This is a genomic window from Vibrio sp. CyArs1 (assembly GCF_022432925.1).
Classification (GTDB): Bacteria; Pseudomonadota; Gammaproteobacteria; order Enterobacterales; family Vibrionaceae; genus Vibrio; species Vibrio mediterranei.
Genome location: NZ_JAKRBO010000001.1, coordinates 14844 through 41740 on the forward strand (window position 1 = coordinate 14844; position 26897 = coordinate 41740).

Annotated in this window: 26 protein-coding genes; 11 read left to right on the top strand and 15 right to left on the bottom strand. The window is 43.6% G+C overall.

All coding sequences use genetic code 11. The features are described 5' to 3' along the window. Positions 1 to 24 precede the first annotated feature (24 nt). On the bottom strand, positions 25 to 1134 hold the full coding sequence (malK, locus tag MMA19_RS00095) for a maltose/maltodextrin ABC transporter ATP-binding protein MalK (RefSeq protein ID WP_240205174.1): 1110 nt from the start codon (positions 1132 to 1134) through the stop codon (positions 25 to 27). Between the two features lie 723 nt (positions 1135 to 1857). On the opposite strand from malK, the gene malE (MMA19_RS00100) reads away from it, so the two are divergent. The 4 genes from malE (MMA19_RS00100) to MMA19_RS00115 all read left to right on the top strand — a co-directional run bounded on the left by malE (MMA19_RS00100) (position 1858) and on the right by MMA19_RS00115 (position 6915). Continuing rightward, positions 1858 to 3039: a maltose/maltodextrin ABC transporter substrate-binding protein MalE gene (gene malE, locus MMA19_RS00100; protein WP_240205175.1), complete on the top strand. Its 1182-nt coding sequence runs from the start codon at positions 1858 to 1860 to the stop codon at positions 3037 to 3039. Between the two features lie 84 nt (positions 3040 to 3123). Then, on the top strand, positions 3124 to 4695 hold the full coding sequence (malF, locus tag MMA19_RS00105) for a maltose ABC transporter permease MalF (protein ID WP_124941881.1): 1572 nt from the start codon (positions 3124 to 3126) through the stop codon (positions 4693 to 4695). Between the two features lie 11 nt (positions 4696 to 4706). Continuing rightward, positions 4707 to 5597, top strand: coding sequence for a maltose ABC transporter permease MalG (gene malG, locus MMA19_RS00110; RefSeq protein ID WP_240205176.1), 891 nt, complete (start codon positions 4707 to 4709; stop codon positions 5595 to 5597). A 394-nt stretch (positions 5598 to 5991) separates the two neighbouring features. After that, a complete protein-coding gene (locus MMA19_RS00115; RefSeq protein ID WP_096442783.1) occupies positions 5992 to 6915 on the top strand; it encodes a cation transporter in 924 nt (307 codons plus the stop codon). On the opposite strand, the gene MMA19_RS00120 is transcribed toward MMA19_RS00115, so the two are convergent. Next, positions 6896 to 7144 (bottom strand): hypothetical protein, encoded by a 249-nt coding sequence (locus MMA19_RS00120; protein ID WP_240205177.1) that lies wholly within the window; start codon positions 7142 to 7144, stop codon positions 6896 to 6898. The two genes, MMA19_RS00115 and MMA19_RS00120, sit on opposite strands and share 20 nt — an antisense overlap. Positions 7145 to 7243: 99 nt before the next feature. Continuing rightward, positions 7244 to 8137 (bottom strand): LysR family transcriptional regulator, encoded by an 894-nt coding sequence (locus MMA19_RS00125; RefSeq protein ID WP_096442793.1) that lies wholly within the window; start codon positions 8135 to 8137, stop codon positions 7244 to 7246. 124 nt (positions 8138 to 8261) lie between these two features. Here MMA19_RS00125 and MMA19_RS00130 point away from each other — a divergent pair, with 124 nt between their 5' ends. Continuing rightward, positions 8262 to 9890, top strand: a complete 1629-nt coding sequence (locus MMA19_RS00130; protein ID WP_240205178.1) for an alpha-glucosidase — start codon at positions 8262 to 8264, stop codon at positions 9888 to 9890. A gap of 76 nt (positions 9891 to 9966) precedes the next feature. On the opposite strand, the gene MMA19_RS00135 is transcribed toward MMA19_RS00130, so the two are convergent. The 6 genes from MMA19_RS00135 to MMA19_RS00160 form a co-directional block, all read right to left on the bottom strand. Continuing rightward, complete coding sequence (locus tag MMA19_RS00135) at positions 9967 to 10125, bottom strand: hypothetical protein (protein WP_156020507.1); 159 nt, start codon at positions 10123 to 10125, stop codon at positions 9967 to 9969. Between the two features lie 335 nt (positions 10126 to 10460). Beyond that, complete coding sequence (locus MMA19_RS00140) at positions 10461 to 10886, bottom strand: phosphate-starvation-inducible PsiE family protein (protein ID WP_006069026.1); 426 nt, start codon at positions 10884 to 10886, stop codon at positions 10461 to 10463. A gap of 213 nt (positions 10887 to 11099) precedes the next feature. Beyond that, complete coding sequence (gene malE / locus MMA19_RS00145; RefSeq protein ID WP_006069025.1) at positions 11100 to 12275, bottom strand: maltose/maltodextrin ABC transporter substrate-binding protein MalE; 1176 nt, start codon at positions 12273 to 12275, stop codon at positions 11100 to 11102. A 190-nt stretch (positions 12276 to 12465) separates the two neighbouring features. Then, entirely contained in the window at positions 12466 to 14262 is a 1797-nt protein-coding gene (locus MMA19_RS00150; RefSeq protein ID WP_240205179.1) for an alpha-amylase family protein, read from the bottom strand. A gap of 200 nt (positions 14263 to 14462) precedes the next feature. Further along, entirely contained in the window at positions 14463 to 14948 is a 486-nt protein-coding gene (locus MMA19_RS00155) for an acyl-CoA thioesterase (protein ID WP_006069023.1), read from the bottom strand. 87 nt (positions 14949 to 15035) lie between these two features. Beyond that, the gene (locus MMA19_RS00160; protein ID WP_240205180.1) at positions 15036 to 15950 is read right to left on the bottom strand and encodes a DMT family transporter; all 915 of its coding nucleotides are present in this window, start codon (positions 15948 to 15950) and stop codon (positions 15036 to 15038) included. Positions 15951 to 16049: 99 nt separating this feature from the next. Between MMA19_RS00160 and MMA19_RS00165 the strand changes: the two genes are divergently transcribed. Continuing rightward, the gene (locus MMA19_RS00165) at positions 16050 to 16844 is read left to right on the top strand and encodes a helix-turn-helix transcriptional regulator (RefSeq protein WP_006069021.1); all 795 of its coding nucleotides are present in this window, start codon (positions 16050 to 16052) and stop codon (positions 16842 to 16844) included. Positions 16845 to 16913: 69 nt separating this feature from the next. On the opposite strand, the gene MMA19_RS00170 is transcribed toward MMA19_RS00165, so the two are convergent. The 4 genes from MMA19_RS00170 to MMA19_RS00185 form a co-directional block, all read right to left on the bottom strand. Beyond that, the gene (locus MMA19_RS00170) at positions 16914 to 17870 is read right to left on the bottom strand and encodes a LacI family DNA-binding transcriptional regulator (RefSeq protein WP_006069020.1); all 957 of its coding nucleotides are present in this window, start codon (positions 17868 to 17870) and stop codon (positions 16914 to 16916) included. Positions 17871 to 18169: 299 nt separating this feature from the next. After that, positions 18170 to 18487 (bottom strand): PTS N,N'-diacetylchitobiose transporter subunit IIA, encoded by a 318-nt coding sequence (chbA, locus tag MMA19_RS00175; protein WP_006069019.1) that lies wholly within the window; start codon positions 18485 to 18487, stop codon positions 18170 to 18172. A gap of 106 nt (positions 18488 to 18593) precedes the next feature. Next, the gene (locus MMA19_RS00180) at positions 18594 to 19922 is read right to left on the bottom strand and encodes a PTS sugar transporter subunit IIC (protein WP_006069018.1); all 1329 of its coding nucleotides are present in this window, start codon (positions 19920 to 19922) and stop codon (positions 18594 to 18596) included. An 82-nt stretch (positions 19923 to 20004) separates the two neighbouring features. Continuing rightward, positions 20005 to 20310, bottom strand: a complete 306-nt coding sequence (locus MMA19_RS00185; protein ID WP_006069017.1) for a PTS sugar transporter subunit IIB — start codon at positions 20308 to 20310, stop codon at positions 20005 to 20007. 366 nt (positions 20311 to 20676) lie between these two features. On the opposite strand from MMA19_RS00185, the gene MMA19_RS00190 reads away from it, so the two are divergent. The 5 genes from MMA19_RS00190 (at position 20677) to MMA19_RS00210 (ending at position 25135) form a co-directional block, all read left to right on the top strand. After that, positions 20677 to 21999: a PTS transporter subunit EIIC gene (locus MMA19_RS00190; RefSeq protein WP_038221529.1), complete on the top strand. Its 1323-nt coding sequence runs from the start codon at positions 20677 to 20679 to the stop codon at positions 21997 to 21999. Positions 22000 to 22088: 89 nt separating this feature from the next. Further along, on the top strand, positions 22089 to 22994 hold the full coding sequence (locus MMA19_RS00195; RefSeq protein WP_240205181.1) for a DMT family transporter: 906 nt from the start codon (positions 22089 to 22091) through the stop codon (positions 22992 to 22994). Between the two features lie 2 nt (positions 22995 to 22996). Further along, entirely contained in the window at positions 22997 to 23515 is a 519-nt protein-coding gene (locus MMA19_RS00200; RefSeq protein ID WP_240205182.1) for a MerR family transcriptional regulator, read from the top strand. Positions 23516 to 23613: 98 nt separating this feature from the next. Beyond that, positions 23614 to 24390 carry a CSS-motif domain-containing protein gene (locus tag MMA19_RS00205; protein ID WP_006069013.1) on the top strand — a complete coding sequence of 259 codons (777 nt, stop codon included), beginning with the start codon at positions 23614 to 23616 and terminating at the stop codon, positions 24388 to 24390. Continuing rightward, positions 24332 to 25135 (top strand): CSS-motif domain-containing protein, encoded by an 804-nt coding sequence (locus tag MMA19_RS00210; RefSeq protein WP_124941888.1) that lies wholly within the window; start codon positions 24332 to 24334, stop codon positions 25133 to 25135. Before MMA19_RS00205 ends, MMA19_RS00210 begins: the two co-directional genes overlap by 59 nt. Before the next feature lie 11 nt (positions 25136 to 25146). On the opposite strand, the gene MMA19_RS00215 is transcribed toward MMA19_RS00210, so the two are convergent. Together MMA19_RS00215 and MMA19_RS00220 are read right to left on the bottom strand one after the other, a co-directional pair. Then, entirely contained in the window at positions 25147 to 26049 is a 903-nt protein-coding gene (locus tag MMA19_RS00215) for a DMT family transporter (RefSeq protein WP_124941889.1), read from the bottom strand. Between the two features lie 108 nt (positions 26050 to 26157). Next, positions 26158 to 26781 (bottom strand): 3'-5' exonuclease, encoded by a 624-nt coding sequence (locus tag MMA19_RS00220; protein WP_240205183.1) that lies wholly within the window; start codon positions 26779 to 26781, stop codon positions 26158 to 26160. Positions 26782 to 26897: the final 116 nt, after the last annotated feature.

Consider the following 26897-nt stretch of genomic DNA (forward strand, 5'->3'; position numbering starts at 1 on the left):
CGTGAAGCGATTAACTAGAAAAGATTATACACCTGTCTCTTTATACAAACGTCGACACGCCTTACCATCACTATGGAACAAGTGGCAACGATGTGCTGGGATGCCAATCTTAATACGGTCACCGACTTCTACCTCAAGAGTGTCTGGTTGACGGTAAATAACGTCAGCATCAGCGCTTTCTAGGTTTAGATAGACTTGGGTTTCGTTACCTAGCTTTTCGACGATCATAACTTCGCCTTCAACCTTAGCATCTCCTTCTTCTTCGGAGACAAGGTGCTCTGGACGCACACCTAGAGACATACGGTCGCCTTTGTTGACGGTTGTTCCGTCTACTGGAATCCAGAATGAGTCGCCGTCAGAAAGCTGAACTTTTACGCGCTCTGTTTCTACTTCGTCGATGAATACACTCATGAAATTCATCTTTGGAGAGCCAATAAAACCAGCTACAAAACGATTGTCAGGATAATGATAAAGCTCTAGTGGTTTACCGACCTGTGCCACATACCCAGCATCTAGGACAACAATTTTGTCTGCCATAGTCATCGCTTCTACCTGATCATGCGTTACATAGATCATGGTGCAGCCAAGTTGACGTTGCAGCTTAGTAATTTGCGAACGCATGTTGACACGCAGCGCTGCATCAAGGTTAGACAGGGGTTCATCTAGCAAAAATACATTAGGTTGAGATACCAATGTACGACCAATCGCTACACGCTGGCGTTGACCACCAGAAAGTGCTTTAGGCTGACGCTCTAGTAGATGGCCTAATTGTAGAATTTCAGCAGCATGTTCAACACGGCGGTCGATTTCTGCTTTATCTGCTTTAGCGAGTTTAAGGCCAAACGACATATTGTCGTAAAGATTAAGGTGAGGGTAGAGTGCATAAGATTGGAATACCATACCTACGCCGCGCTTTGATGGTTCTACATCATTCATGCGCTCATCACCAATATACAAATCACCGGACGTGATGTCTTCTAAACCTGCGATACAACGTAGTAGAGTTGATTTACCACAACCTGATGGACCGACAAAGACAACAAACTCGCCTTCGTTGATTTCTAGGTCGACATTCTTGGAGATCAGTACGTCGCCGTACGCTTTACTAACATTTTTTAACGTGACACTCGCCATGTAGCTCGTCCTCGATTCATTTTTATATCTTTCTGTCGGTCATTATAGAGATAAGTCGACAGGTAATAATAGTAGGAAATTGGTAAGTGATTAGGGTATTGCTCGATTTTGTTAAAAGGCCTTGTCCTTTGATTGTTTATCTAGCCCCTGATGGAAAGAAAAAAGGGCGGCGCTGTACGATATGGCGCCACCCTCAAAGCCAAGACTTCGCTAGTATCCCCCGACATAAATTGAAGCTCTCCCCCGTAAAATAAATTACCACTAGTACTTCAATTTATGACTACTTGGCGAGTCCGGCGATGCAAACCCAGCATGTGTTTCGTATGAAACTCAAGGAGCACATGGCTCTTACTGGTAAAGGGTTCTTACCATCCACTCTTGGATGACTGCAGTTTCCTTGATTCGTGTAAGTCGTACATCCTCCTGATAAAAATAATTGTGGGGGGAGTAGGAAGGGAGGAGGGGTTAGGGGAGGAGAAAAGGCATATGAGATCTAGTTCAAATAATTACTCCTCATAATGGTGAAATATGTCACAACAGAAGATTGTTTTGTGATGTTGATCTATAGTCTTGGGCGATTGAGATCACGGAAATCATTGCTACTCCAAAGGGCGTAGAGAGTAGGAGGATGAGACCTTGCGGTATTTTTTAGATGATACTCATCGAAATTTAGGAAAATCCTCTGGATGACCCTGCGATCAAAACTATAAAAAGGATATGAACATGAAAAAAGCCCTAAGCACTGTAGCTCTAGGTACACTAGTTGCTCTAGGTTCTTTTGGTGCAAATGCTGCTATCGAAGAAGGACAACTCACTATTTGGATCAATGGTGATAAAGGTTATAACGGTCTTGCAGAAGTAGGTAAGAAGTTCGAAGAAGAGACAGGTATTAAAGTGACAGTTGCTCACCCTGATGGTCTAGAGAGCCGCTTCCCTCAAGTTGCAGCGACTGGTGACGGTCCTGATATCGTGTTTTGGGCTCATGACCGTTTCGGTGAGTATGCTCAAGCAGGTTTGCTAGCTGAAATCAAACCTTCTAAAGAAGTTAAAGAAGGCATCATTGATTTTGCATGGGATGCAGTGAAGTACGATGGCAAGATTATCGGTTACCCAGTAGCGGTTGAATCCCTATCTCTAATTTACAACAAAGACTTGGTTCCTAACCCACCTAAGACTTGGGAAGAAGTAGAAGCATTGAATGCGAAACTTGCAAAAGATGGCAAGTCGGCAATCATGTGGAACCTAAAAGAACCGTATTTCACATGGCCATTAATGGCGGCTGATGGCGGTTATGCATTCAAATACAATGGTGGTACTTATGACGTTAAAGACGCAGGTATTGCTAAAGACGGCGTGAAAGACGCACTTTCATTTGTGAAAGGTCTTGTCGACAAAGGTGTTATCTCGGCAGATATGGATTACTCAGTATCTGAGTCTGCGTTTAACCAAGGTAAGACTGCGATGACGATCAACGGTCCATGGTCTTGGGCGAATATCGAAAAGTCTGGCATCAACTATGGTGTTGCTACTCTTCCTAAGTTCAACGGTCAAGCATCTAAGCCTTTCGTTGGCGTACTAACTGCCGGTATCAGCACTGCATCACCTAACCGTGACCTAGCGGTTGAATTCCTAGAGAACTATCTACTGTCTAACGATGGCCTACGTCAAGTCAACAACGACAAGCCACTAGGCGCTGTTGCACTAACGTCATTCCAAGAAGAACTAGGTGCTGATGAGCGTATCGCGGCGACAATGGACAACGCGATGAACGGTGAAATCATGCCAAACGTTCCACAAATGAGCGCGTTCTGGGCATCGGCTAAAAACGCTATCGTAAACGTAGTTGATGGACGTCAGACTGTTGATGCTGCTGTAGCAGATGCAGAAAAGCAAATGACTAAGTAACAATTGATATTAGAACTACCCTTTTAAGGAGGGGGCAACCCCTCCTTCTTTTCTATTTTTGTATTATCGCTAGCAGGTCCTTTTATGCAGTCAGTTCAAGGTACAGATGCCATGTCAGCAACAACCGCTACAGTTCCGAGCAGCAAGAAAGTATTCATTAAGTGGGGACTTCTTGGCTCAGTTGGTCTAGTTAACGGTTACGCGACCATTCTTATGTATTCACGCGGTGAGCTTGCTTTTGCAATGCTCACTGTGATCTTAACCGCTCTGGCACTCTATATTTTCGGCAGTAAGAAAACTTACGCTCACCGCTATATCTATCCAGGTATTGCGGGCATGATTCTCTTTATTCTTTTCCCATTAGCGTATACCGTCGGACTCGCTTTCACTAACTACAGTGCGAAAAACCAACTCTCTTTGGATAGGGCACAAAGCGTCTTAATGCAGCGCACATTCCAAAGCGGTGAAAGCTTCTCTTTTGATTTGTATAAAACGGATAATGGCCATCGTATTTACGTTAAAGACGGTGACCAGCTGCTCGTCACGCCTGAGTTTGATATCTCAAGCCCTAAAGCAGAGTATGACCTTTCTGAAGCTCAGTCTCAGTCGGGTGAAAAAGAGAAAATTAAGGCGATCATTCAAAACCGTTCAGCGCTAAATACTATCGATCTTCACATGCCAGATGGCGCTGATATTAGAATGAGTGGCCTACGTAAGTTTGCGTCGGTACAACCATTGTTTAGCAAAATTGAGGGTACTGACGATCTTCTGAACAACAAGACGGGTGAGACATTCCGTCCGAATATGGAAGTTGGTTTCTATCAGCCTATTGATACGAATGGAGAGTTTACTGGCAATACGGTTTCTCCGGGTTTCATCGTTGATATTGGTACGCACAACTTTGAGCGTGTTTGGAAAGACGATGGTATTAAAGAGCCGTTTATTAGCATCTTTATTTGGACGGTTGTGTTCTCAGTACTGACAGTGATCTTTACTCTGGTCATCGGTATGGTGTTGGCTAGTGTGGTTCAATGGGAGGAACTGAAAGGACGTGCGGTGTATCGCGTACTGCTTATTCTTCCATATGCGGTCCCAGCGTTTATCTCAATCCTTATCTTTAAAGGTCTATTCAACCAAAGCTTTGGTGAAATCAATATGGTGTTACAGAGCCTATTTGGTATCAGTCCAAGCTGGTTCTCTGACCCAATTTTAGCGAAAACCATGGTGTTAATTGTTAACACTTGGCTTGGTTTCCCTTACATGATGATCCTATGTATGGGTCTACTAAAAGCGATTCCAGACGATTTGTATGAAGCATCGGCGATTGATGGAGCAAACTTCATCCATAACTTTACACGCGTTACGTTGCCATTGATGATCAAACCACTAACGCCGCTTTTGATTGCAAGTTTTGCTTTCAACTTCAACAACTTCGTAATGATTCAGCTATTGACTCAAGGTGGTCCAAACATGATTGGTACCTCTGAGCCTGCGGGTTATACCGACCTACTAGTAAGCTATACCTACCGTATCGCGTTTGAAGGTTCGGGTGGTCAAGACTTCGGTCTAGCAAGTGCGATTGCAACGCTTATCTTCCTATTGGTTGGCGCGTTAGCTCTACTCAACTTACGTTTCACTAAACTTGAGCAAGATTAAGGAATATCACGATGCCAATGGTACAAGGTAAATCATTAAAATACCGAGTGTGGGCAACCCATATTGCACTTTGGGCGTTCCTATCACTTATCATCTTCCCACTGTTGATGGTAATCGCAATCTCTTTCCGCGAAGGTAACTTTGCGACAGGTAGTCTGATTCCGGATAACCCATCGCTAGAGCACTGGAAACTGGCGCTAGGGTTCTCTGTGACCAATGCAGATGGTTCGGTGACACCGCCGCCATTCCCAGTACTAACTTGGCTGTGGAACTCGGTGAAAGTAGCAGGCATCTCATCGATTTTGATTGTGGCTCTGTCAACAACGTCAGCTTACGCTTTTGCACGCATGCGTTTCCCTGGGAAGAGCACCATTCTTAAAGCGATGATGATCTTCCAAATGTTCCCGGCAGTACTGGCGTTGGTTGCGTTATATGCACTATTCGACAAGCTTGGTCAGTACATTCCTTTCTTAGGATTGAACACGCATGGTGGTCTTATCTTCTCCTACTTAGGCGGTATTGCACTGCACGTATGGACGATTAAAGGCTACTTTGAAACGATTGATAACTCGCTAGAAGAAGCTGCAGCACTAGATGGTGCGACTCCTTGGCAGGCGTTCCGCTTAGTACTATTGCCACTGTCTGTGCCAATTCTAGCGGTAGTCTTTATCCTGTCGTTTATTGGGGTTGTGGGTGAAGTACCAGTAGCATCATTACTGCTTTCTGATGTAAACTCATACACATTAGCGGTTGGTATGCAGCAATATCTGTACCCTCAGAACTATTTATGGGGCGACTTCGCGGCAGCGGCGGTATTGTCAGCATTACCTATCACAATCGTATTCTTACTTGCGCAGCGCTGGTTAGTGGGTGGCCTCACAGCTGGTGGTGTTAAAGGATAATAACGATAAGGGTGATCGCAAGGTCACCCGTTTTTTTGTCTTGTTTGACACTCAATTGGTTTGGCCGCCGACAAGTCAGATAAGATCACTGGTGTTACGTATAGCTGGCTGTTACCAGGATTCCTTACTATCACGAATAACAGTTTCTTGTAACCGATGCCTGAGCTTAGTCTCGGGCGTTTTCTTTTCTAGCCATCAGTTCTTTTCGTCCATTAAATTGTGACCTAATAGGAATAGTCGTACGTCCGTTCATTACCTATTGTTATTATTGACAATTAATGCTGTTAAAAGCAGCAGTTGGCTTGTGTTGTCGTAGGCAGTCTGTGCTCGGTGTGTTATAAGTTTTAACAGACCTGAAATAGGTAGCCAGTTTGTCTGAAAAAGGGAGAATCAGATGACAAGAATCACGGAATCGAAAGCCTTAATTTATTCAGCCGTTGGGGCAGGCCTGTTAGCGCTGTGGGGCGGTCTAATGGCAATGATTTCTGGCTCAAGTGCCATCTTGCTTGACGCCTCGTTTAACCTATTATCAGCGGTGGTGTCTTTCGCCTCTCTTCGCATTGCAAAGTTAACTGAATCTGGTACATCACGAAACTACCCGATGGGTTTCTTTGCCTTTGAGCCACTTATTGTTGTCATCAAAGGAATTACTATATTAATACTTATTGCGTTCGCAGTCGGTAGTAATATTCCGGTTATTCTTGCAGGAGGCCGTGAGCCGGCACTTAGTTTAATGGCAATTTACGTCTTTCCTGCCGTGGCGTTGTGTGCTTTTCTCTATTGGATTTGTCACCTAGGACACAAACAGTCAAACTCCGACATTCTTAAGGCAGAAAAGAACGCTTGGTTTATCAATGGAATCATTTCGGGAGCTATTGGGGTAGCACTGATCTTGGTGATGTTGATTCAAGGGACATCGTTCGGATGGGTAGCACGCTATATCGACCAAATTCTTGTTGTGCTATTTAGTTTGGCCTTCATTAGTGACCCAATCAAACTTATCAAAAATGGTATGCGTGAACTCACCTTAGCCATGCCTCCGATAGAGCACACTAAGCCGATTTATCGCGGTCTGAAAGGTTTAGCTCAGGAGTATGAGATTGAGATTGTCGATATCTTTATTGCTAAACTTGGTCGAAAAACTTGGGTGTCTGTGTATGTGGATCCTAAGCGTGAATCGATGACATTCAAGAGCTATGAACGATTTGTTGATGATTTGAGGGCTAAAGTAGATAAGCCTTACACCATGACCGAGGTAGACGTCATCCTTAAGCGCTCACCAACATCAGCAAGTGAGGCTAACTTAGTTCACGACTAGAGGGTGCACATCCCACGTACTGGAGCAGAACGTAAAGACTTTCTTGCTCCAGTGCGACTCGTTGTAACAAATCAGCAAAGACATCGTCGCCACCAAAGCACGTTTTGATATAGTGATTGATCTCGTCTCTTTGATAACCTTCCACATACATCGTTCTGATCCATTGGTACTCGACAGATTTTAAGTTAGTAAGTGTTGTTTCACTTAACGTGATGTCGTTGAGGGTCAAGCCGAGCTCCTATCTCTTTTGGCATTAAAGTTTGGCGATTACATCAAACTTTAATGAAAGAAAAATGACAGTTGCGTGACTTGACAGTGAATTGACAAACTAGACTATTGATTCAACATTCTGTTTCAAAAGGTAAATTAGTTCGTTCACGCTGTTTTTATGTTCACCAAGCTTGGTATAAATCCCGATATTACCTACTTTTTGCCTATCAATATGGCAGGCTTTCAAACCTAAGCTCGCTAACCACTGTTCCGCTCTGTGACTGTATGGCATAACTGCTTGAGTCATATGAAGCATGTCTATACTGGCTAATACAGAGTCTACATCGTAGACAACGCGTTCTTCTAGAGAGCCATCATGAGGTAGGCCATTAGACAGCACGGATTGGTGTCGGGGGTGGTTCGGTGTCACTCGAAGCAATGGAAACTGATCTATCTCGTTTGGCTCTGCATTCGATTTCGCTAACGGGTGTTGTTGTGATACGTAGGTTGCTTCGTAATCTTGGAAAAGAGGTTGGAAGGCTACACGGCAGTCGTCGGAGAGTTCCAATACCTCATGACCTATAAATAAATCTATATCACCTCTTGTGAGGTGGCTCAGTAGGGAGAGGTTATTACCAAACTCGAGATGAAACGAATTTGCTGGGTTTAATGACTGATAATCCTTTACCGATTGACGTACAAATCGTTCCCACCATACTTCTCCAGTACCGATTTTAATCTTGCCGAACTGGCGTTGTTGCATGTCATTAAACTGATGTTTGAGAGAGAAGTATTGTTCCTGTTGTTCCTGCGCAAATGCCCGAAATTTCTGGCCATATGGTGTGAGTTCAACACCTTTCGATAATCGATTAAATAGAGGTGCGCCCATTTCGGATTCCAATTTTTTTATCGCGGATGTCAAAGACGGTTGGCTGATAAACAGTTCATCAGAGGCTCGTTTGATGTTGCCATGCTTTGCGACTGCTAAGAAGTACTTTAGCGATTTGTTGATAGCCATGTTGCGCACCAAGGTGTTATATAAAAATTCTATATGATTATACGTATATTCTATTTTCTTTCCTACTGAGCAATGCGTAGAGTGATGGAATAAATTAAGCCTATTAAAGGAATTGAACATGGAAAAAAGATGGTGGCATAACTCCGTTGTCTATCAGATTTACCCGCGCAGCTTCTGTGACTCCAACGGTGATGGAATTGGAGATCTAAACGGTATTCGTTCCAAACTAGACTATTTAACTGAACTAGGTGTGGATGTGATTTGGTTATCGCCTGTCTATCAATCTCCAATGGACGATAATGGTTATGATATTTCAGACTATCAAGCAATCGCACCCGAGTTCGGCACAATGGAAGACATGGATGCCTTATTAGCGGAAGCCAAAGAAAGGGGCATCAAAATCGTCATGGATTTGGTAGTCAATCATACCTCTGACGAACACGAATGGTTTAAACGCGCTTGTGAGTCGAAAACCTCGCCTTATCGAGACTATTATGTTTGGCGAGATGCAAAGCCGGATGGCAGTGCACCGAGTGATATGGGCTCAATCTTTGGTGGGAGTGCTTGGGAGTGGCACGAGCCCACACAGCAGTATTACTTACATTTGTTCTCGAAAAAACAGCCGGATTTAAACTGGGAAAACCCTAAAGTACATGATGAAGTTCATAAAATGATGAACTGGTGGATCGATAGGGGGATTGGTGGTTTCCGATTAGATGTCATTGATTTGATTGGCAAAGAAATTGATAACGGTATTACGGGTAATGGGCCACGCCTACATCCGCTACTTAAACAGATGAACAATGCCACATTTGGTGACAAAGATTTGCTAACGGTAGGAGAAACTTGGGACGCAACGCCTGAAATCGCCAAGCTTTACAGCGCGGAAGACCGCGAAGAGCTATCGATGGTGTTCCAGTTTGAACATATTACCTTGACCTGGACGAATGGTGACAAGTGGAAGCCTGCGCCGTTAGATCTAAAGGCATTCAAACAGGTTCTGACTAAGTGGCAACTGGAGCTTAAAGAGACCGGCTGGAACTCGTTGTTTTGGAATAATCATGATTTACCACGGGCGGTGTCTAAGTATGGAAATGACGGCCAGTATCGAGTGAAATCGGCCAAAATGTTAGCGACAGTATTACATTGCTTAAAGGGCACGCCTTACATCTATCAAGGCGAAGAGATTGGTATGACGAATGTGAAGTTCGACAATCTTGAGCAATATAAAGATATTGAAACGCTCAACTTTTACAAGGTAAGAACCGAAGCGGGTGTGAGTCATGAAGAGATGATGGCGGCGTTGGCTGAAAACAGTCGTGACAATGCTCGTACACCAATGCAATGGTCAAATGAAGCCAATGCAGGGTTCTCTACTGCCGAACCTTGGATCGAGGTCAATCCGAACTACATAGCCGTGAATGCTAAGCTTGATAGAGCCTCGAACGAATCAATCTATGAGTATTACAAAGCACTTATTGGTCTTCGTCGTGAGTTTGAGGCGGTGGTTTACGGCGACTTTATTCCTTTACTCGAAGAACATGACAAGGTATTCGCTTACCTACGTCAACATGGAGAGCAAACCTTACTTGTGGTGGCAAACTTTAGTGATGAGAGTGTTGATGTCGATTTAGGCATTGAGGCTCCAGCTCAATGTACAGAGTTATTGTCAAACGCAAGCATTGATTTCTCAGATTTTAGTTGCCTTACTTTAAAATCTTATGATGCAGCAGTACTGCGTCTATAGAGCCGAGGTTTAAAATGGAACCAAAAAGGCGAGAACTCAAGTTCTCGCCTTTTTGGTTTTCAATTGGCTAACTCAGTTAGTACGGCTGATTATTCTCGCTGTCGCGCTCTCTATCCACGTCTAATTCGTAAGAGTATGGGTCATAGGCGCAATCGCCGATATCATTCCTAGGACACACATGTTCAGTGTTTCTCTCTACCATAGGGGTGTTACACATAGGGCAAGTACGATCCATTTTCTATCTCCTATATTCACCTGACGTGAGGTTGTGAAGCCTATACCGTTGCCCAAAAAAGACAAACGGCTTCCATTTTTACGTCGAGTGATCTGGAAAGATCTTTTCTCGACCTCTAATGATATAGACAGCTATCTAGATGAATTCAATGGCACTTTTATGAATGACCTGGAGAGTGTGATCCTGCGTTAACAATTACAAAAACGTACAGAGCTCTGTTACATAGATATTAGTTTGAATTTAAGAGGCTTTTTCCCAAATTGCGATGAAAAAGCCCGAATCAGTCGGAAATCGGTTGAAATATTTGCTAACAGTAATCTATTGGCAGAGCGGAGTTACTCATCTGGTTGATTGGTTTTGTCGTCCACGTAAGGCCAATAATGATGACCGACCCTGATAAGTATTGTCGCCGCTGCCAAAACAAACGCAGCAAGAGACAGCCAAACGATAGGGACAGCGTCCAACTCTTTCATTCCCAGCGTGATATAACGAGCGATAGCCATCATAGCGATGTAGATAGGGTAACGTACTGGGATTTTACCGTTCATCACAAACTGTTGGACCATCGCTAATACTTCCAAATAGATGAACATCAGCAGAATATCAGTCAGCAGAACGCGACGTTCGGTGAAGACGTGCATGAACTCTTCAATCATCGCAAACAGCGTAGCGAGCGTGATTGCAACCAACAAGACAGCTTCAAGAATATGGAAGACTTTTAAGAAAGGCTTACTAAATGATTTTGGTAAATGGGAAGGCATGAAATTTCTTCGATAATAACTGGTTAACCTCTACCTTAGCATAGATGCGGTAAACTCGCGTAGTTCAATAAACGGTAACAGTCAGATATAAAAGCGATTATGGTACAACCTACTGAGTTGGCGATCACTGAAATATATCACTGGGAAAGGCAAGGCGATCAAAAAAGCCCGCTTTTTTACGACGGGCTTGACCTACGATCAAAACAGTTATAACTATCTTAAAATTTGCTTCTCAGCAGTTGTGAGCGCATCTTCAACCGTTTGGCGTCCGTTAAGTGCATTCTCGATAGCAGCACCCTCTGAAATCCAATATGTCATCATTTGTGGGATGGCTGGCATAATCTCACCGTTTTCGGCATTGAGCATTGTGGACTTAATGCGAGCATCGGATTCTAGAGAATTCTGGAATGTCTTAAGTGTCACAGCACCAAGAGGTTTGTCGTTGTTTATCGTTTTAAGAGCCTCGTCGGTAAACAGGTAATTTTCGATAAACTCAACTGCTAAATCCTCATTTGGACTAGCTGAGCTGATACCGGCACTCAAAATGCCAACAAATGGATTGGATTTATTACCATCTAGAGTAGGGAATGTCGCCACACCGTAATTTAAGCCTGCTTTATCTAAGTTGCCCCATGACCACGGTCCATTGATGGTCATTGCCACATCGCCTTTCGCGAATGCAGATTCGGCATTCGCATAGTCCATACCAGGGTCGACAATGCCTTTCTTTTTCATATCAAGCAGGAAGGCTAGGTTTTTGCGAGCTTGTTCGCTGTTAATACCAACGTCTGCTGCGTCGTGACCATTTTCAGTTTTCTTAAATGAGTAGCTTCCTGCAGAGACGATAGGCCAAGTGAAATACGCATTTTTTACATCCCACATGATGGTTTGTTTTCCTTGCGCCTTCATGTTCGCTTGGATAGCAGGGAGCTCTTCCCATGTTTTTGGCGGTTCTGGTAACAAGTCTTTGTTATAAATAAGAGATATCGCTTCGATGGCAAGAGGGTAGCCAATTAACTTACCGTTGTAATTAACGGCATCCCAACTGAAATCGACCAGTTTTTCTTGAAATTCTTTGCTTGGTTTTACTTCACGTAGCAAGCCTGCTTCCGCATAGCCGCCAAAGCGGTCGTGAGCCCAGAAAATAATGTCAGGACCATCGCCAGTTGCCGCAACTTGTTGAAAGCGAGACTCTAAAGACTCTGGAAATTGAACGCTAACTTTAACGCCAGTGTCTTCTTCGAACTGACGACCAACTTCTGCTAAGCCTTCATAGCCTTTGTCACTGTTGATCCAAATTAGTAATTCACCCTCAGTTACTGCGAATGCTGGTGCTGCCATTAACGTCGCTAGTGCGATAGCGGACAAGGATGTTTTTAGATTTTTCATTGTTACGATCCTGACTATTTGTAATGGCATTAGAATAAACCTAATTTCGTTAGCACAAAAATAGGCTTTTTCATGTATGGTATAGTTTTTATCTATTTCATGGCGGTTAAATGTGATTTGAGTGGTTGCCAATAAAAAAGCTCCAACGCGAAGGTTGGAGCTTATACACTTTTGTGTTTGGGGCTCAAAATTACCTAATGTCTGCGAGCTGCAAAATATGTGATGTGAGTGGTTTTAATGGTTGTGAGATATGTCCTTCACCATTTTTAATTTCAACCTCAAACTGAACATTGGAGTTTAATAAATCCTGATAGACATAATGTCCATCAGCCAGCGTCAATGTAGTAACGACCTCAGTAGGTAGCGTGATTGGCTGTGTAGTGCTGTGCGTTGAATCGAAGTTTAATAGGATAAGAGCATGTTCTTTTTGAGTGTATCGAGCATAACCGTAAAGTTTGCTAGCTAAACTGCCGTGCGTTTTATCCTCATCTATTTTTAATGGTTGCATGGCCCCCGTTAAGGCTGGGCAGGTCAGCGCAATGTTCATTAGTTTTTGATAAAACTGACGCAACGCCAATTCATCCGAAGATGATTGCCCTCCATCAAATTCGCCGCCATTCATCCAACGCTGATGGGTTGGAACACCGATATAGTCGAAGATAGAGGTCCGAGTTGGTTGTCCAAAACCGGCATACTCTGCACCAGCTTCTCCAACTTCTTGACCAAAATAGATCATTGTTGGAGCATTGCTAATCGTCGCGGAGAGCACCATGGCAGGCAGAGCAGCCTGGGCATTGGAAGCAAACTCGCTGCAAGGTATACGCTGCTCGTCGTGATTGTCTAAGAAGTGAAGCATGTGGGGTTCTATATCGTTCAGTTCTTCTTGAATTCGAGTGATATTTTGAGTATTGCCACGCCCCTGAATGATATCTTTCAAAGCGTCGTAAAGGTCCACTTTGTCATAGAGGGCATCCATCTTGCCCAGCTGAATATAATCTCGATATAAACGCGGTTGATACACTTCTGCAACTAAAAAGGCATCTGGATTGACCTTTTTGATTGATGAATTCATATAGCTCCAGAATTCTACGGGCACCATTTCGGCCATATCATATCTAAATCCATCGATACCTTGTGATAGCCAGTAAAGTGCGATGTCACGGAACTTTATCCATGAGTTTGGTACGCGCTTATCTTGCCAAAACTCAAAATGTGCTTGGCATGACTTGTGGCGATAAGTTTGTGGTAGTTCCGGAAAGTCTTTGCTGCCATCAGGACGAACACCATAGTTTACTTTTATGGTTTCGTACCAATCGTCTGCATTTGGTTTGGCGAGTCGAGAGCCATTTCCGGTCCACTTAGCAGGAAGCTCTTGATATGGTTCCCTTAGCAAACGATGTTCTTCACCACCAAGTGGTTGAAGGTGTTGTGGAATATCGGGAAGTTGGAAGGCTTTACCAGGAATATAGTAGAAGTTGTTATCTACCGCGTATTCTACGCTCACGTCATCATCAGCACCAAAATCACGGATTCCAACTGGGTTATTTAAACCTTGGTAGTGTCTCGCCACGTGATTGGGCACAATATCGATAATAACCTTCAAGCCTGCCTCATGTGTTCTTTGGATTAAAGACTGAAACTCTTGATTACGCTTGCTTGGGTCATCGGCTAGATCAGGATTAACCGAGTAATAGTCCTTTACTGCGTAGGGAGAGCCAGCTCTACCTTTTACAATGGCAGGGTGATCGTTTGAGATGCCAAACTCAGTGTAGTCTGCGACCAATGCATGATGAGGTATGCCTGTATACCAAACATGGGTCATGCCGAGATCTCGAATTGAGTTTAGCGCGGTTGGGGTGATATCGCTGAATTTACCCACGCCGTTTTCTTCGATAGTACCCCAAGGTTTGTTGTTTGAGTTTTTATTGCCATAGAGTCTTGTGAAAATTTGATAAAGATGGATTTTAGTTTTGTGGTTCATACTCATCTCACAGTCAAGGTAGAGGTCTGGATATAGAAAAAATCTATTGTATGATGAGAGTGTAGAGTAAGGCTGAGACAAAAAACTCATCCTTTTAGGTTTAAAATAGGGGCGTAGATGTGAGTTGTGTGACAAAAGCAGATAATGGTTAACACATTATCTGCATTCGTTGGGGCGATGTGTTGGGCTGTCGGCTTTTATAAACGCTATTTAAGGTACTTAACGTGCGCTTCCATCTCCTCGCCAATCTCTTTGCGCATATTCATCAGTCTGATTGCTGACTCACGTAGTTTGATGTCTTCGTCGGTTTCAGGAATCCATTCAGGAACTGAAGTTGGTTTTCCATCTTCATCGACGGCGACCATGATGACGATGCAGTGTGTGGTGAGACGATTTTTAAGTTCTTTGGGATCGCTTGCTTGCACATCAATGGCGATGTGCATTGAAGAGCGTCCTGTGTAAATGACTTTAGCGCTGACTTCCACAAGGTTACCGACGTGAATCGGTTGAACAAATCGAATTCCGCCAGCATAAGCGGTAATACAGTATTTACCACTCCAAGCTGCCGAACAGGCATAAGCGGCCAAGTCGATCCATTTCATTACCGCACCACCGTGCACTTTCCCGCCAAAGTTTACGTCACCAGGTTCAGCAAGAAAACGAAGGGTGATATCTCTTTTGCCACGACTCATTTGAACATGTCCTTATTGTTATTTGGGCTTCGCTGAGTATGACAAAATTGTTAACAGTAGGCTACAGAGATTGTGCACCGCTGGAGTTTATTGCCTATCTATGGTCAGGTTTTGCTCCACGGTATCAGTTGCCGATTTACGACGTCTCACTTTCACTTGAGATAGAATTACCCCAGATATCACCATTAACCCACCAATGACGTGGAATTGAGTGATAGTTTCGCCTAATAGGGCTGCAGCGAGTGCAACCGCAATGACAGGTAGCAAATTCATAAACATTGCGCTGTTGTCTGCTCCAATTAAGTCAATCGCTTTAACCCAGCATAGTGGTGCAATCAGCGAGGCCAATAAACCTGCGTAGGCGATTAGTGGCAGAGATGCTGACGTTGGCATAATTGTCTCGCTAGTAAGCAAGAGAGGAAATAGCATTATGACGGCAAACACACCTTGTGTATAAATTAACATCCAGCTAGACAACTGCATTTTCCATCGTTTCAACAGTACGCAGTATGTAGCGTAAACAAAAGCGGCGAGAACCATCAACAAGTCGCCCTGAGCTACGGTTTGATGCATGAAGAAAGCAACGTCGCCTTGACCTAGCATGAAGGCAAGCCCTGCTAAAGAAATCACGCCGCCAGCAATACTGAGCATAGAGATTTTTTTACCAAGTAAAGGGACTGACATGAACACACTGATAAGCGGCACTAAAGAGGTGATAAGCGCCATGTTGGAAGCAGAGGTTGTCAACGCTGCGTAGTAGCCTAACGATTGGTTAAGCACCATTCCAAGTAGCGCAAGAAAAGCAAGCTTGCCACTGTTGCGACGAATTTCAGGCCAATAGCGTTTTAACTTTGGTAAGCAAAACGGTGTCATGACTAACATAGCGAGAGCCCAGCGATAAAAACTCATTGCGCTTGGTTCGATAGTCGATGCGGCGATCTTATTAACAATGGCATTCCCACCCCAGATGAGTACGGTTAGGAAAGGTAGTAAGTAAACCATTGTGAGCCTCGTCGCGTTTTGTGAATTGATGTATAGTGTGACAGGTCGTTATAATTATAAATATCTCCATTCAGACATTAGGCGCGATAGGAAGACAAGTTGAAAAAAAAGTCACGTAACCTCCATCCCTCTCTTTCTATTGATAAAATGCCGTCGGACGTTTTCATGAACTTCGACGCGTTTCTTTCCAATACTGAGACGAGAGTACATTGCCACCCTTGGGGGCAGATTCAGTTGATTAGTGGTGGCATATTGGAAATGGAAGCGCAAGATACGCGCTTTCTCGCGCCGCCCCATCTTGCCATTTGGGTACCAGCGGGAGTGATGCATTGCAGTTACAACCGCAAACCATTGGAGTACTGCTCTCTCAATATTGCTCATGAGCTGACGTCGACCTTCCCGGAAAAGACCAGCCTAATTAAAGTGACGCCGATTGTTTCGTCGATTATTGAGGATTTTCGCCATCGAAGTATAAATGTGGCCGAGTCCGAAAAAGACAAACGATTAGTACAGGTGCTTTTAGATCAGCTAAGTGACCAACAAGAACAACATCACTTTTTGCCCTCTAGTAATAACAAATATTTAGCACCGATATTGGCGGCGATTGAGGAAGAGCCTACTAACGATATTAGCTTGAATGAATGGGCGAGTAGGGTACATACAACTGAGAGAACTCTCGCTCGTTATTGTCAAAGCGAACTCGGAATGAGTTTTACAGAATGGCGTTTGCGAGTTCGTTATTTGTATTCAATGGATTTACTACGAGGAGGGCACTCTGTTAAGGAAGTGGCTTTCACACTCGGTTACAACCAAGCAAGCCCTTTTATTGCGATGTTCAAGAAATACTCAGGTCAAACACCAGAACAATACAAAAACAAGTTATTGCAAAGTTGATTGAAGATTGTGGTGAAGTAGAACTAAAAAAGGAGTATGTAACACACTCCTTTTTCTAAATTACTTGTACTAGCTGCGATTAGTGACGGAATCTCGCGTGACAAGGCGACCAGTGATAAGCGGTTTTGGAGTCATTGGTTTATCATCTAAAATGGCGTCCAATTGCTCCATGGCAAAATCAACGATTTGCTGTGATGGGTAGCTAATGCAGGTCAGAGGCGGATTTAGTTGACTCGCCAGTTGAGAGTCTTCTAACGAGACGATGGATACCTCTTGTGGCGTTGCCAAGTTAAAATCTCTAAATAGGTTCATTGCTACTGCAGCTTGGCTATCGCGCATTACAACCAATGCAGTAAATGGATGATAGCTATTAAGTAATGACATGATAGCTTGCTCGCTGTTGCCATTAGCGGTCACAATCAGTTGACGATTAACTGGCATTGCAGAGTTTTGCAATGACGTCTTATAACCCTCTATGACCTGATTTGAGGCGTAACTTTCATCGTCTACGACAATGGCGATGCTTGAATGGCCTTTACTAGATAGGAAACGACAAGCGCTTTCTGAAGCAAATTTATAATCATAGCCAATAGAGTGAGACGGATCAGCCAAACTGTCTATGGCAATAATGTTGTCGTTCTTTAACTCTTCGACCGTTCCCCCCAGAGAGATAATTGCATCACAATGCCTTTGGTTTAGATCTTCGACGATACGCACTTGTTCAGCAGGCGTTTCGGCAAACTGTACAAGCATGTGTTTACCTTTGGCTTTCAGCGATTTCGCCAATAACGGGAGGTAGGTAGACACTTGGCCAGCATCCGTTGAAGAAAGAATAACACCGATGTAATCAGAGCGCTGATTGGCCAGTGTTTGCGCTGCAGCATTTGGGCGGTAGTTCAGCTCTTCTGCGGCACGCAGAACGGCTTCACGACTCTCGGGCTTAACACCGCGACTACCACTCATCACGCGCGAAACCGTGGCTTTCGACACGTTTGCTAGCAAAGATACGTCTGTGATAGTAGCCATGAAAACAACCTTATTTCATTTGCAGGGTTTCTGAAGTTGGGAAACCGTTTCCCAAAATTTCCAATATTGTACTCTTTTACTGGTACGTAGCTCAAGCTTGATGAAGGTAGAAGTGTATTATAAAACCGAGGAAAACAAGTAAAAGCAGTAAGTTGTTGAAAAAAGCAGCTCCCAAAAGGGTAGGAGCACATGAGAGCTGCTTCGACCAATTTTAAAAGATGCTCCTATACAACACCTTCCCTCTGACTCGTTCCCTGCATGGTCGACAACTATGAAAAAAGTAAAATGAGTTTACTTGCTTATTTCGCGGTGCGCTTGTGTAGTTCGATCATTTCAGCGACGAGTTCTTTTGCTAGCATAGATGTCATTAAGTGGTCTTGTGCATGAACCATCACCAAAGTCATCTTCATTTTTCCCGTACCTTCATCCGCTTCGATAAGCTGTGTTTGAACAAGGTGTGCTTGGTTTGCAAATTCTTGTGCTTCTTTCATCAGGCCTTCTGCTTCTTCAAACTCGCCGTTTTTAGCATGACGAAGTGCTTCGTAACATAGGCTGCGCGATTGACCAGCGTTGATGATGATGCCCATTACTTGTTCTTCTAAATCCATTGGTTCCATTTTGTACCTCTTAATTCTTAATGGTTCTATCTCAAAGATAGGTGTCGCCCCATGCTTATCCCCAACTAAGACTGAGGGGCGACATTTAATTTATGTAATTTGGGGTTTAAGCCGTTACAGGTTGACCTGCAGCTTCTTGTTGTTTCTTCTCTTCCGCAGCTTCTTGCTCAAGAAGTTGCTTTTCGTATGCTTTCAGGAATGGCAGGTACATCATTGCTGACATAGCCATACAGATGAAGCACATGATGACAGGACTGAATGCCCAGTTAGCTGCCCATGAAGCACCGATAGGACCTGGAGTTGTCCAAGGTGTTAGAGAAACAACGCGCTCAACTAATCCCCAATCAAGAGCGAACCAACCTAATGTTGCGTTAACCATAGGAACCAAAATGAATGGTAGGAAGAACACTGGATTCATGATGATCGGTGCACCGAATAGGATAGGTTCGTTAATGTTGAACATACCTGGAACTGCACCCATTTTACCGATAGTACGAAGGTGAACGGCTTTACTGCGTAGTAGTAGGAAAGCAAGTGGAAGGGTAGAGCCTACACCGCCAATTAGTAGGTAGTGATCCCAGAAACCTTGAACAAAGATATGTGGGATAGCTTCACCAGCTGCCATTGCTGCTTGGTTTACTGAAAGGTTAGCCATCCAGAATGGGTTCATAATACCAGTAACGATTAGCGCGCCGTGGATGCCTGCAAACCAAAGGATTTGACACACTAGTACTGCAAGAAGTACGGCTGGTAGCGTATCTGAAGCTGATACTAGAGGCTGTACTAATGCCATGATTGCTTCAGGAATGATCATGCCGGTTTGTGCTTCAATGAAAAGATTCAATGGGTGCAGGGTCATGATGATGGCTAACACTGGGATTAGGATTTCGAATGAACGAGCAACACCTGTAGGTACTTCTGGTGGAAGTTTAATAGTGATGTTGTTGCGTTTTAGGTAAGCATATACTTCCGTTGAGTACAGTGCTGTGATAATCGCGGTAAAGATACCTTGGCCTGAGAAGTACTGCATAGAAAGCATGCCGTCTTGCACTGGCGCAGCCACTAAAAGGAAGCTCATCAATGAAAGTAGGCCCGTTGTAACAGGATCTAGATCGTGATGACGTGCCAAGCTTGATGCGATGCCCACAGATATGAATATCGTCATGATGCCCATACTTAGGTTGAATGGCAGCATGAGTTGTTCACGGTAAGTATCAGAAAAATCTAGCCATGCTCGTGCGAATCCCCAAGTTGTTTCCGCTGAAAACGGAGGGAATATAAACACCAACATGAATGAACCAACAATCATAAAAGGTAGTGCCGCGATAAAACCGTCGCGGATAGAAGTGATGTATTTTTGTTGGCCAATTTTACCAGCAATAGGAGTCACCTTTTGCTCGATAACGTTGACCATTTTGTCGTACATAGCGCCCATGTCGTAGATCTCGTTTGGATATTAAAGAATAAGAAAGCTCGGTGTCGAAATGTGACTACAGGGGGGACACCGAGCCAGAAAACTAGCCGATTAGTTCTAGAGCAAAATCAAGAACTTTGTCGCCCTTCTGCATGCCGTAATCCATCATGTTGATTGGCTCAACTTTGATGCCGTGCGCATCCGCTTTCTTTTGGAAATCTGCTTGCATGTATTTAACTTGAGGGCCAAGTAGAACTACTTCGTAGTTGCCAACTTGCACATCAAATTCGCTTGCGCCGAACGCCTTAATTTCAGCAGCGATACCACGTTCTTGAGCTGAGGCTTCCATCTTTTTAACTAGAAGAGAAGTAGACATACCGGCAGAGCAGCAAAGCATAATTTTTTTCATTTTTCGTTCTCCAGAATCTTGAATTCCTTTTTACTATGCCGTTCTGGAAATCATTTGGAAACCGGTTTCCAAATGATTTCCAGTTAAGTGTGAAAACGATCACTAGAAAATCTCTGTAAGGTGGATTTTTCGTGACTCAGTTAACGAACTGTCGGTGGTCTGGAAACAACATGTGAAACAAAACTATGCTGACCTTAAAACGTTATGAACATCTAAAATAGCGGGGAGGGTTAGAGCTGTTTTTGAATGTATTTACGGCGACCATGAGTCGAAAAGTGTGCTGAAGTCATCAGATTTGGATGCGAAGTTTCCGCACTATTGAGTATTAGGTTATTCTTGCCCGGATCTCGACACTCGGTAACTAAGATGAACCACTCTGTAATGAGACTGTTTGCCAATCAGGTAGAGCAGTTCATGAACCCCATTGCTAAATTGCTTATGCGTAGTCAGCATTTGATGGCAATGCGTGATGGTTTCCAGTTGGCGATGCCGTTTATTTTTGTCGGATGCATGTTTGTCCCGATTATTTTCCCTCCGTTTGCCAACCCAGAGTCATGGATGTCAGTCGCTTGGCTGAACATGTCTTACACCTTAAGACCTATTCTATTGCCTACCTATCAATTAACTCTTGGAGTTGTAGGGCTCATTGTGTCGTTTGGTGTCTCAGCAAGTTTGGCAAAAAGTTATCAACTACCTGAACGACTCTCGGGATTGACGGGTTGTATGGCCTTTCTGATGTTGGCTGGTTTCTATCTGAATGGACAGGAGGACGTCAGATATCTCGGCGGGTCTGGGTTATTTACTGCGCTAATCGCGAGTATTTACTCTATTGAAGTGGTCAGGTTGTTTATTCGAAAAGGGTGGTATATCAAGATGCCTGAAGATGTGCCCATCCTTACGATTCAAAGCTTCAAACTGATGATCCCAATATTCGTGGTGCTAAGCACCATTTCAACCTTTAACGTTGCGTTGGAAGCTCAGTTTGGTGTGCATTTCCCTCAGTTGATTGAAGAGCTTTTTAGGCCCTTAGTGCTTGCGTCAGACAGTTTAGTGGCTGTACTGGTATCAATTTTAATTTGTCAGTTGCTGTGGTTTATGGGCATCCATGGAGCATTAATCATAACCGGGATTATGAATCCATTTTGGATGTCGAATCTCCTCGAAAATCAAACGGCATTAGAAGCTGGTGAGGCGGTGCTACCACATATTTATCTGCCTGCTTTTTGGGACTTTTTCTTGTTAGTGGGCGGCGTTGGTTCAACCTTGCCATTGGTTTATTTGGCGATTAAGAGTCGGTCAAATCAATTGAAGTCGGTTGGTAAAGTGGGCGCAATTCCAGCGATATTTAATATCAACGAACCGATTCTTTTTGGCTTCCCAATCATTATGAATCCCCTGTTCTTGGTGCCGTTTGTAATGGTGCCTATGATCAATGCCACCTTGGCGTGGTTTCTCACCTCAGCAGAGATATTGGACCGAGTGGTATTGATGATTCCTTGGTCAGTACCGGCGCCAATAGGAGCAGCGTGGGCAGCCAATGGTAGCGTGGTGAATGCTCTTATGGTCGGCTTCGCTATGCTTAACTCGTATTTTATCTATCTACCATTTTTCAAGGCACATGAAAAAATCTTGGTAGAGCAAGAAGCGGAGCGCGCTGAAAGAATGCAGCGTCGCAGAGAAGTACAATAGTTCTAATGTTAAGTTCTTTCAGCGACTAGATTGACCCGTCTACTGGTATAGGGTTTAGGCTTCGTGCTCTTATTAGTAAGAGGGCGCTCATGTCTATAAATTTTCCCACACAATCATTCTGGTACAAGGTCACAACTCAATGGTCTCCGACGACGAAAGGAATCGCATTGGCGTTAGTGTCTACAGCACTTTTTACTGTTGTTGGCGTTATCGTTCGCCTACTCAGTGACTCGATAGGCGTGTTTCAAATTTTACTGTTTCGCCAGTTAGTGTTTTTGACATTGCTTATGCCAGCTATTGTTATTAACTTTGCCAGTTTAAGGCAACCAACCCATTTGAAACTGCATACTTTTCGAATTCTAGGAGCGTTTACTGCTCTCTCTATTGGCTTTGTCGTGGTGAGCACAATCCCGCTAGCGAATGCGACTGCACTTGGTTTCACACAAGTATTGTTTGTTGCCTTACTAGCGAGGCTATTTCTACGTGAAACGCTTTCTATGAGCCGCATATTGACGCTGATATTAGGATTTTCCGGAGTCATGTTGATCGTACAACCTAGTTTTGATGATACGTCGCTGGGTTATATAGTTTTAGGTTTAGTGGCGTCGATGGGAGCGGCGATTGCGGCGATATGTGTTCGACGGATTGCGCAACTTGAATCTAAACTCGCTCTTTTGGCATACCAAGCGTTGTTCGTAGGTATTTTGGCGTTGGTTCCATCCACTTTCGATTGGGTATGGCCAAGTTGGAATGAGTTACTGCTTTTGGTTAGTGTCGGTGTTATTTCATCAATCGCTCAATGGTTTGGCGTCAGCGCTTATAAATATGGCGCAGCAAACGTGGTTTCCAATGTCGAATACGTGAAAATTATTTACGCTATGGGTATTGGTTATCTACTATTTTCAGAAACACCAAACCAACTAGCGATAATCGGTGTTGTTCTGCTCTTTCTGAGCGTATGTGTTCCAAAATTATTCACGAACAGGAATAAGTAAAAATGTTAACCGTTACTCAGCTAGCGCGAGAATGTAAAATATCGAGAACTACTATCCTCTACTACGAACGCGCAGGTCTTTTATTTCCTGCCCATCGTGCAGGCAATGGGTACCGCTGGTATGGAGAGAAACAGGTCTCAAGGCTTAAGAGTATCCTCGCATATCGCTCTTTCGGGCTACCAATTCAAGAAATAAGTTCTTTGCTCGATAGGCAAGGAGATCAAATACAAGAGCAGACCTTGAGAGACCAGTTCAATGCACTGGAAAGAGAAATAGAGGCATTGCGAAGCCAACAGAAAGCGATTCTCACTGCGTTAGAAGAGCCTAATTTGTTGGAGACCAATTCCATGAATAAAACACAGTGGGTTGAGATCATGAAACACTCCGGTTTTAACGAAGAAGATATGGCGAATTGGCATCGACAGTTTGAAAGAATGAAGCCAGATGCGCACCAAGAATTTCTCGAATCTTTGAATATTAGTTGTGATGAGATAGCAGAAATTCGCAAAAATTCTCGGTAGCTGAGAAATCTGAAGACACAATATTGAGTTGAGATAAAGAAACTTATATTTATCGAGTGTTATGATTTCTTGTCTTAATATACTTCCTGTTGATACATATGGTAACCAGACGGACTTGGCAGAACCTTTCTCTGATTTTTCTCTACACCTTGCTCATCGGTTGCGTCTATCAAATGATGACCTTTCGAGAGGAGTTGAGTTGTGATGCTGAACAAGTTGTTGGTCGAATCGACGACCATCTATCTAAGATAGAGTCTGAGTTACGTGCCATACCTATTGCTGAAACCTGCACCTCTGACGTTCAAACTGCGCTGGCTCACCACGTATTTAATAGCACTGGGATACGGGGAATTGTGATTGCCAACACAGTAAATGACGACCCCAATTATTGTAGTAATTTTGGTGCTCACGAACGGCTTATTGATGAAGCATTTTGGGACGCGAGACAAGAAGGGGACGTACTGTTTGCTCGTCTTCATGTAACAGAGTTTCGTCGTGACCTATCGTTCGCTTTAGCGGTTTATCGTGGTGATCAAATTGTGATTGGTACTATTAACCCTAGGGTCATCCTAGGATGGTGGATTGAGCCTTACAATAATGATGCACGCATTACCATGTCTTTCCCAAAGTCATCCAATGTCTTGCTAGACCGAAATCAAAGTGCTTTTTCCGGAAAAGAGCTGTCTACCTCGCTAGCTTCTGAACGTTATCCGTTTGAGATCAAAGTGACTAAGACTATGGGATTGCTGACCAACAGAATTAAAACCTTCTTCATACGTTTATCAGTACTCGGGTTTATCGTCTTTGGTGCTGTTTTTGCCGTTGATATCTATTCAAGACTACGTAGCGACCAAGATGCCTATGAACACCTATAACTTCCCATGGGCAAAGACAGCTTACGTGTTGGTCCTTGCCTTACTTCTTAGTGGTGGTTTAGCTTATTTACATATCTCAAATGAGATAAAAACAAGCGCTCAGACCTCGGTACTCAGTGTCGATAAACGCATCGATGAGGTCGTCTCGGTCATCAGACAAGTGCCCTACGATGAATCATGTCCAGACTCACTGATGCACGACTATGCCAACCTAGCTTACGAAAATGAACGAATTCGAGCAGTCGGATATATCCGTGAGTCTGATGATGGTGCTTTTGTATGCAGTATGTTTGGCAAGACTTCGTTGCATCAAAAGTATTGGCGTGGCGAATCAAATACCGATGTATTCATTGGTTGGTCGTTGTTAACCAGTTATTTTCCGGAAACATCGCTGGTTGTTGATATCGATGATGGTGATAAACGGTTCTTTGCTTACGTGAACCCACGACGCTTAGTAGGGTATTGGTTGGAGCCAACACTGCCTTACGCTAACTACGCCTTTAAGTTGGATGGCGACCTTAAATCCACTTACTCTAGGAACCCGATTGAGCCTGATGTCAATGAGATGAAGTTTGAGGTTAGTTCTTCACGTTATTCATATTCAATAATCGTTTATTCGGCTTATCATACCTTGATAAAACGTATGTTGATCTATTGGTTACGTTCAATTATCGCAGTTGCCATTCTATGGTCTTCAGTTTGGTTGCTAAACCAGTCGTTTCGGGATAACCGAAGCCAAGCCTAGCAACCTTAATTCTAGCGAGAGCGTAAGAAAGGCAATCGCAGATTTTTCCCAAAGACATTGATTAGCGCACCTAAAACAATGAGTGCACCACCTAAGTAAGTCCATATCGATGGCAGCTCGTTAAACAGAACAAGACCTAGCAATATCGAGAACACTATTTGAATGTAGGAATAAGCGGATGCTTTACCTGCTGCTTGTGTCTGCATTGCCTTAGTCAACCCAAGTTGTCCTACTTGGGTGAAGATCCCTACGAGTATGAGCATCACCGTAAGGTGCAAATCGGGTATCACAAAGTTGTCACCGATCAGTAATAGCGATAAAGGGAGTGCAACGAGAGGGAAGTAGAAAATAATAACTGAACTATCTTCAGTTTGGCTTAGTTTTCTCACAATAACATAAGCGATAGAGCTCCCTAATGCGCCAAGTAAGGCCACACCAACACTGAATAAGGGTAAATGCTCGGTACTGTTAGCACCCAATGTAGGACTGACCATGGTGTATAGACCTAACAAACTCAGCAAAATACATATAAAGGTCGAAAATTGCACACGCTCTTTCAAGAATAAGAAGGCAAGTAGCGCGGTAAAAACAGGGTGAATGTATTGTAATATTGTTGCTTCAGCTAATGGAAGGGTCGTCACGGCATAGTAGACACAAATTAAGGCAAGCGACCCCATGACACCACGAGCAAACAACAGCTTTTTATTGTTACCCCAGATCGAGATACCTTTCCTTTTCACATCAACATAGCTGAGTATCAATGAGACAAGGGCACGAGCTGCCACAATCTCAAAGACAGGTATTCCATAAGTACTGACGTATTTTACTGACGCCGACATCAAGGCGAAGCCAAGTGCGGAGAGCACCATATAACGAACACCAACGGGTACTAATTGGTCAAAACTTGAATTCATTTGAGACTCTGGCTAAGAAAAATGACACTAACGTTATACATAACATAGTGAGGAGCATTTCACACTACGATTTGATTTTTATATAGAAAATGACCTATGTCTAAACAATTACACTGCTTGTTTTGTTAAGAACTGAGCTATCGATGCTTTCGGTTGTTTGGACAGTCTTTGCATTAAAGCAAAACTAGGATCATTGATCTTGAATCTCTCAGTCAATGAATCAACGAGGAGCAACCATAGTGATGCTGTCACTTCTGCATCGGCTAAAGCACGGTGAAAGACGCCATCATTAGCAATATTATGATAAGCCACTAAGTCGCCGAGTTTGTGGGAGTGAGCTTCCTGATTTAAACGTCTTGAGACTAGAAGAGAACAGGCAAATTCCCCCGTGTAACTTTCGTTGATGAGTTCTAGCTCTGCATCCAGAAATCGCTTATCGAACGAAGCATTGTGAGCAACGAGATTACTGTTTTTTATGAAAGTTGAAAACTCACCCATCACGTCTTTACAGCTTGGCGCGTTAGCCAGCATGGCATTACTGATGCCAGTGTAATCTTCGATAAACCCACTGACACGAAATCCCGGATTCATGAGGGATTGAAACCTATCGATTACGGTGCCGTTTTCTAGCTTAACTGCACCAATTTCAATAGCTCTGTCGCCTTGATTTGGTGAAAGACCAGTGGTCTCAAAGTCGAGTACTACGACAGATTTGGCAGATGAAAGCATCATTATAATCTCGTTATTTGGGTAGGGCGCAAAGTCTAACGTGAAGTGGCAGGAAGGGGAACATTAAACAAGGAGAGTTAAACAAAAAAAGAGGAATCCTAGGATTCCTCTTTTTCAAT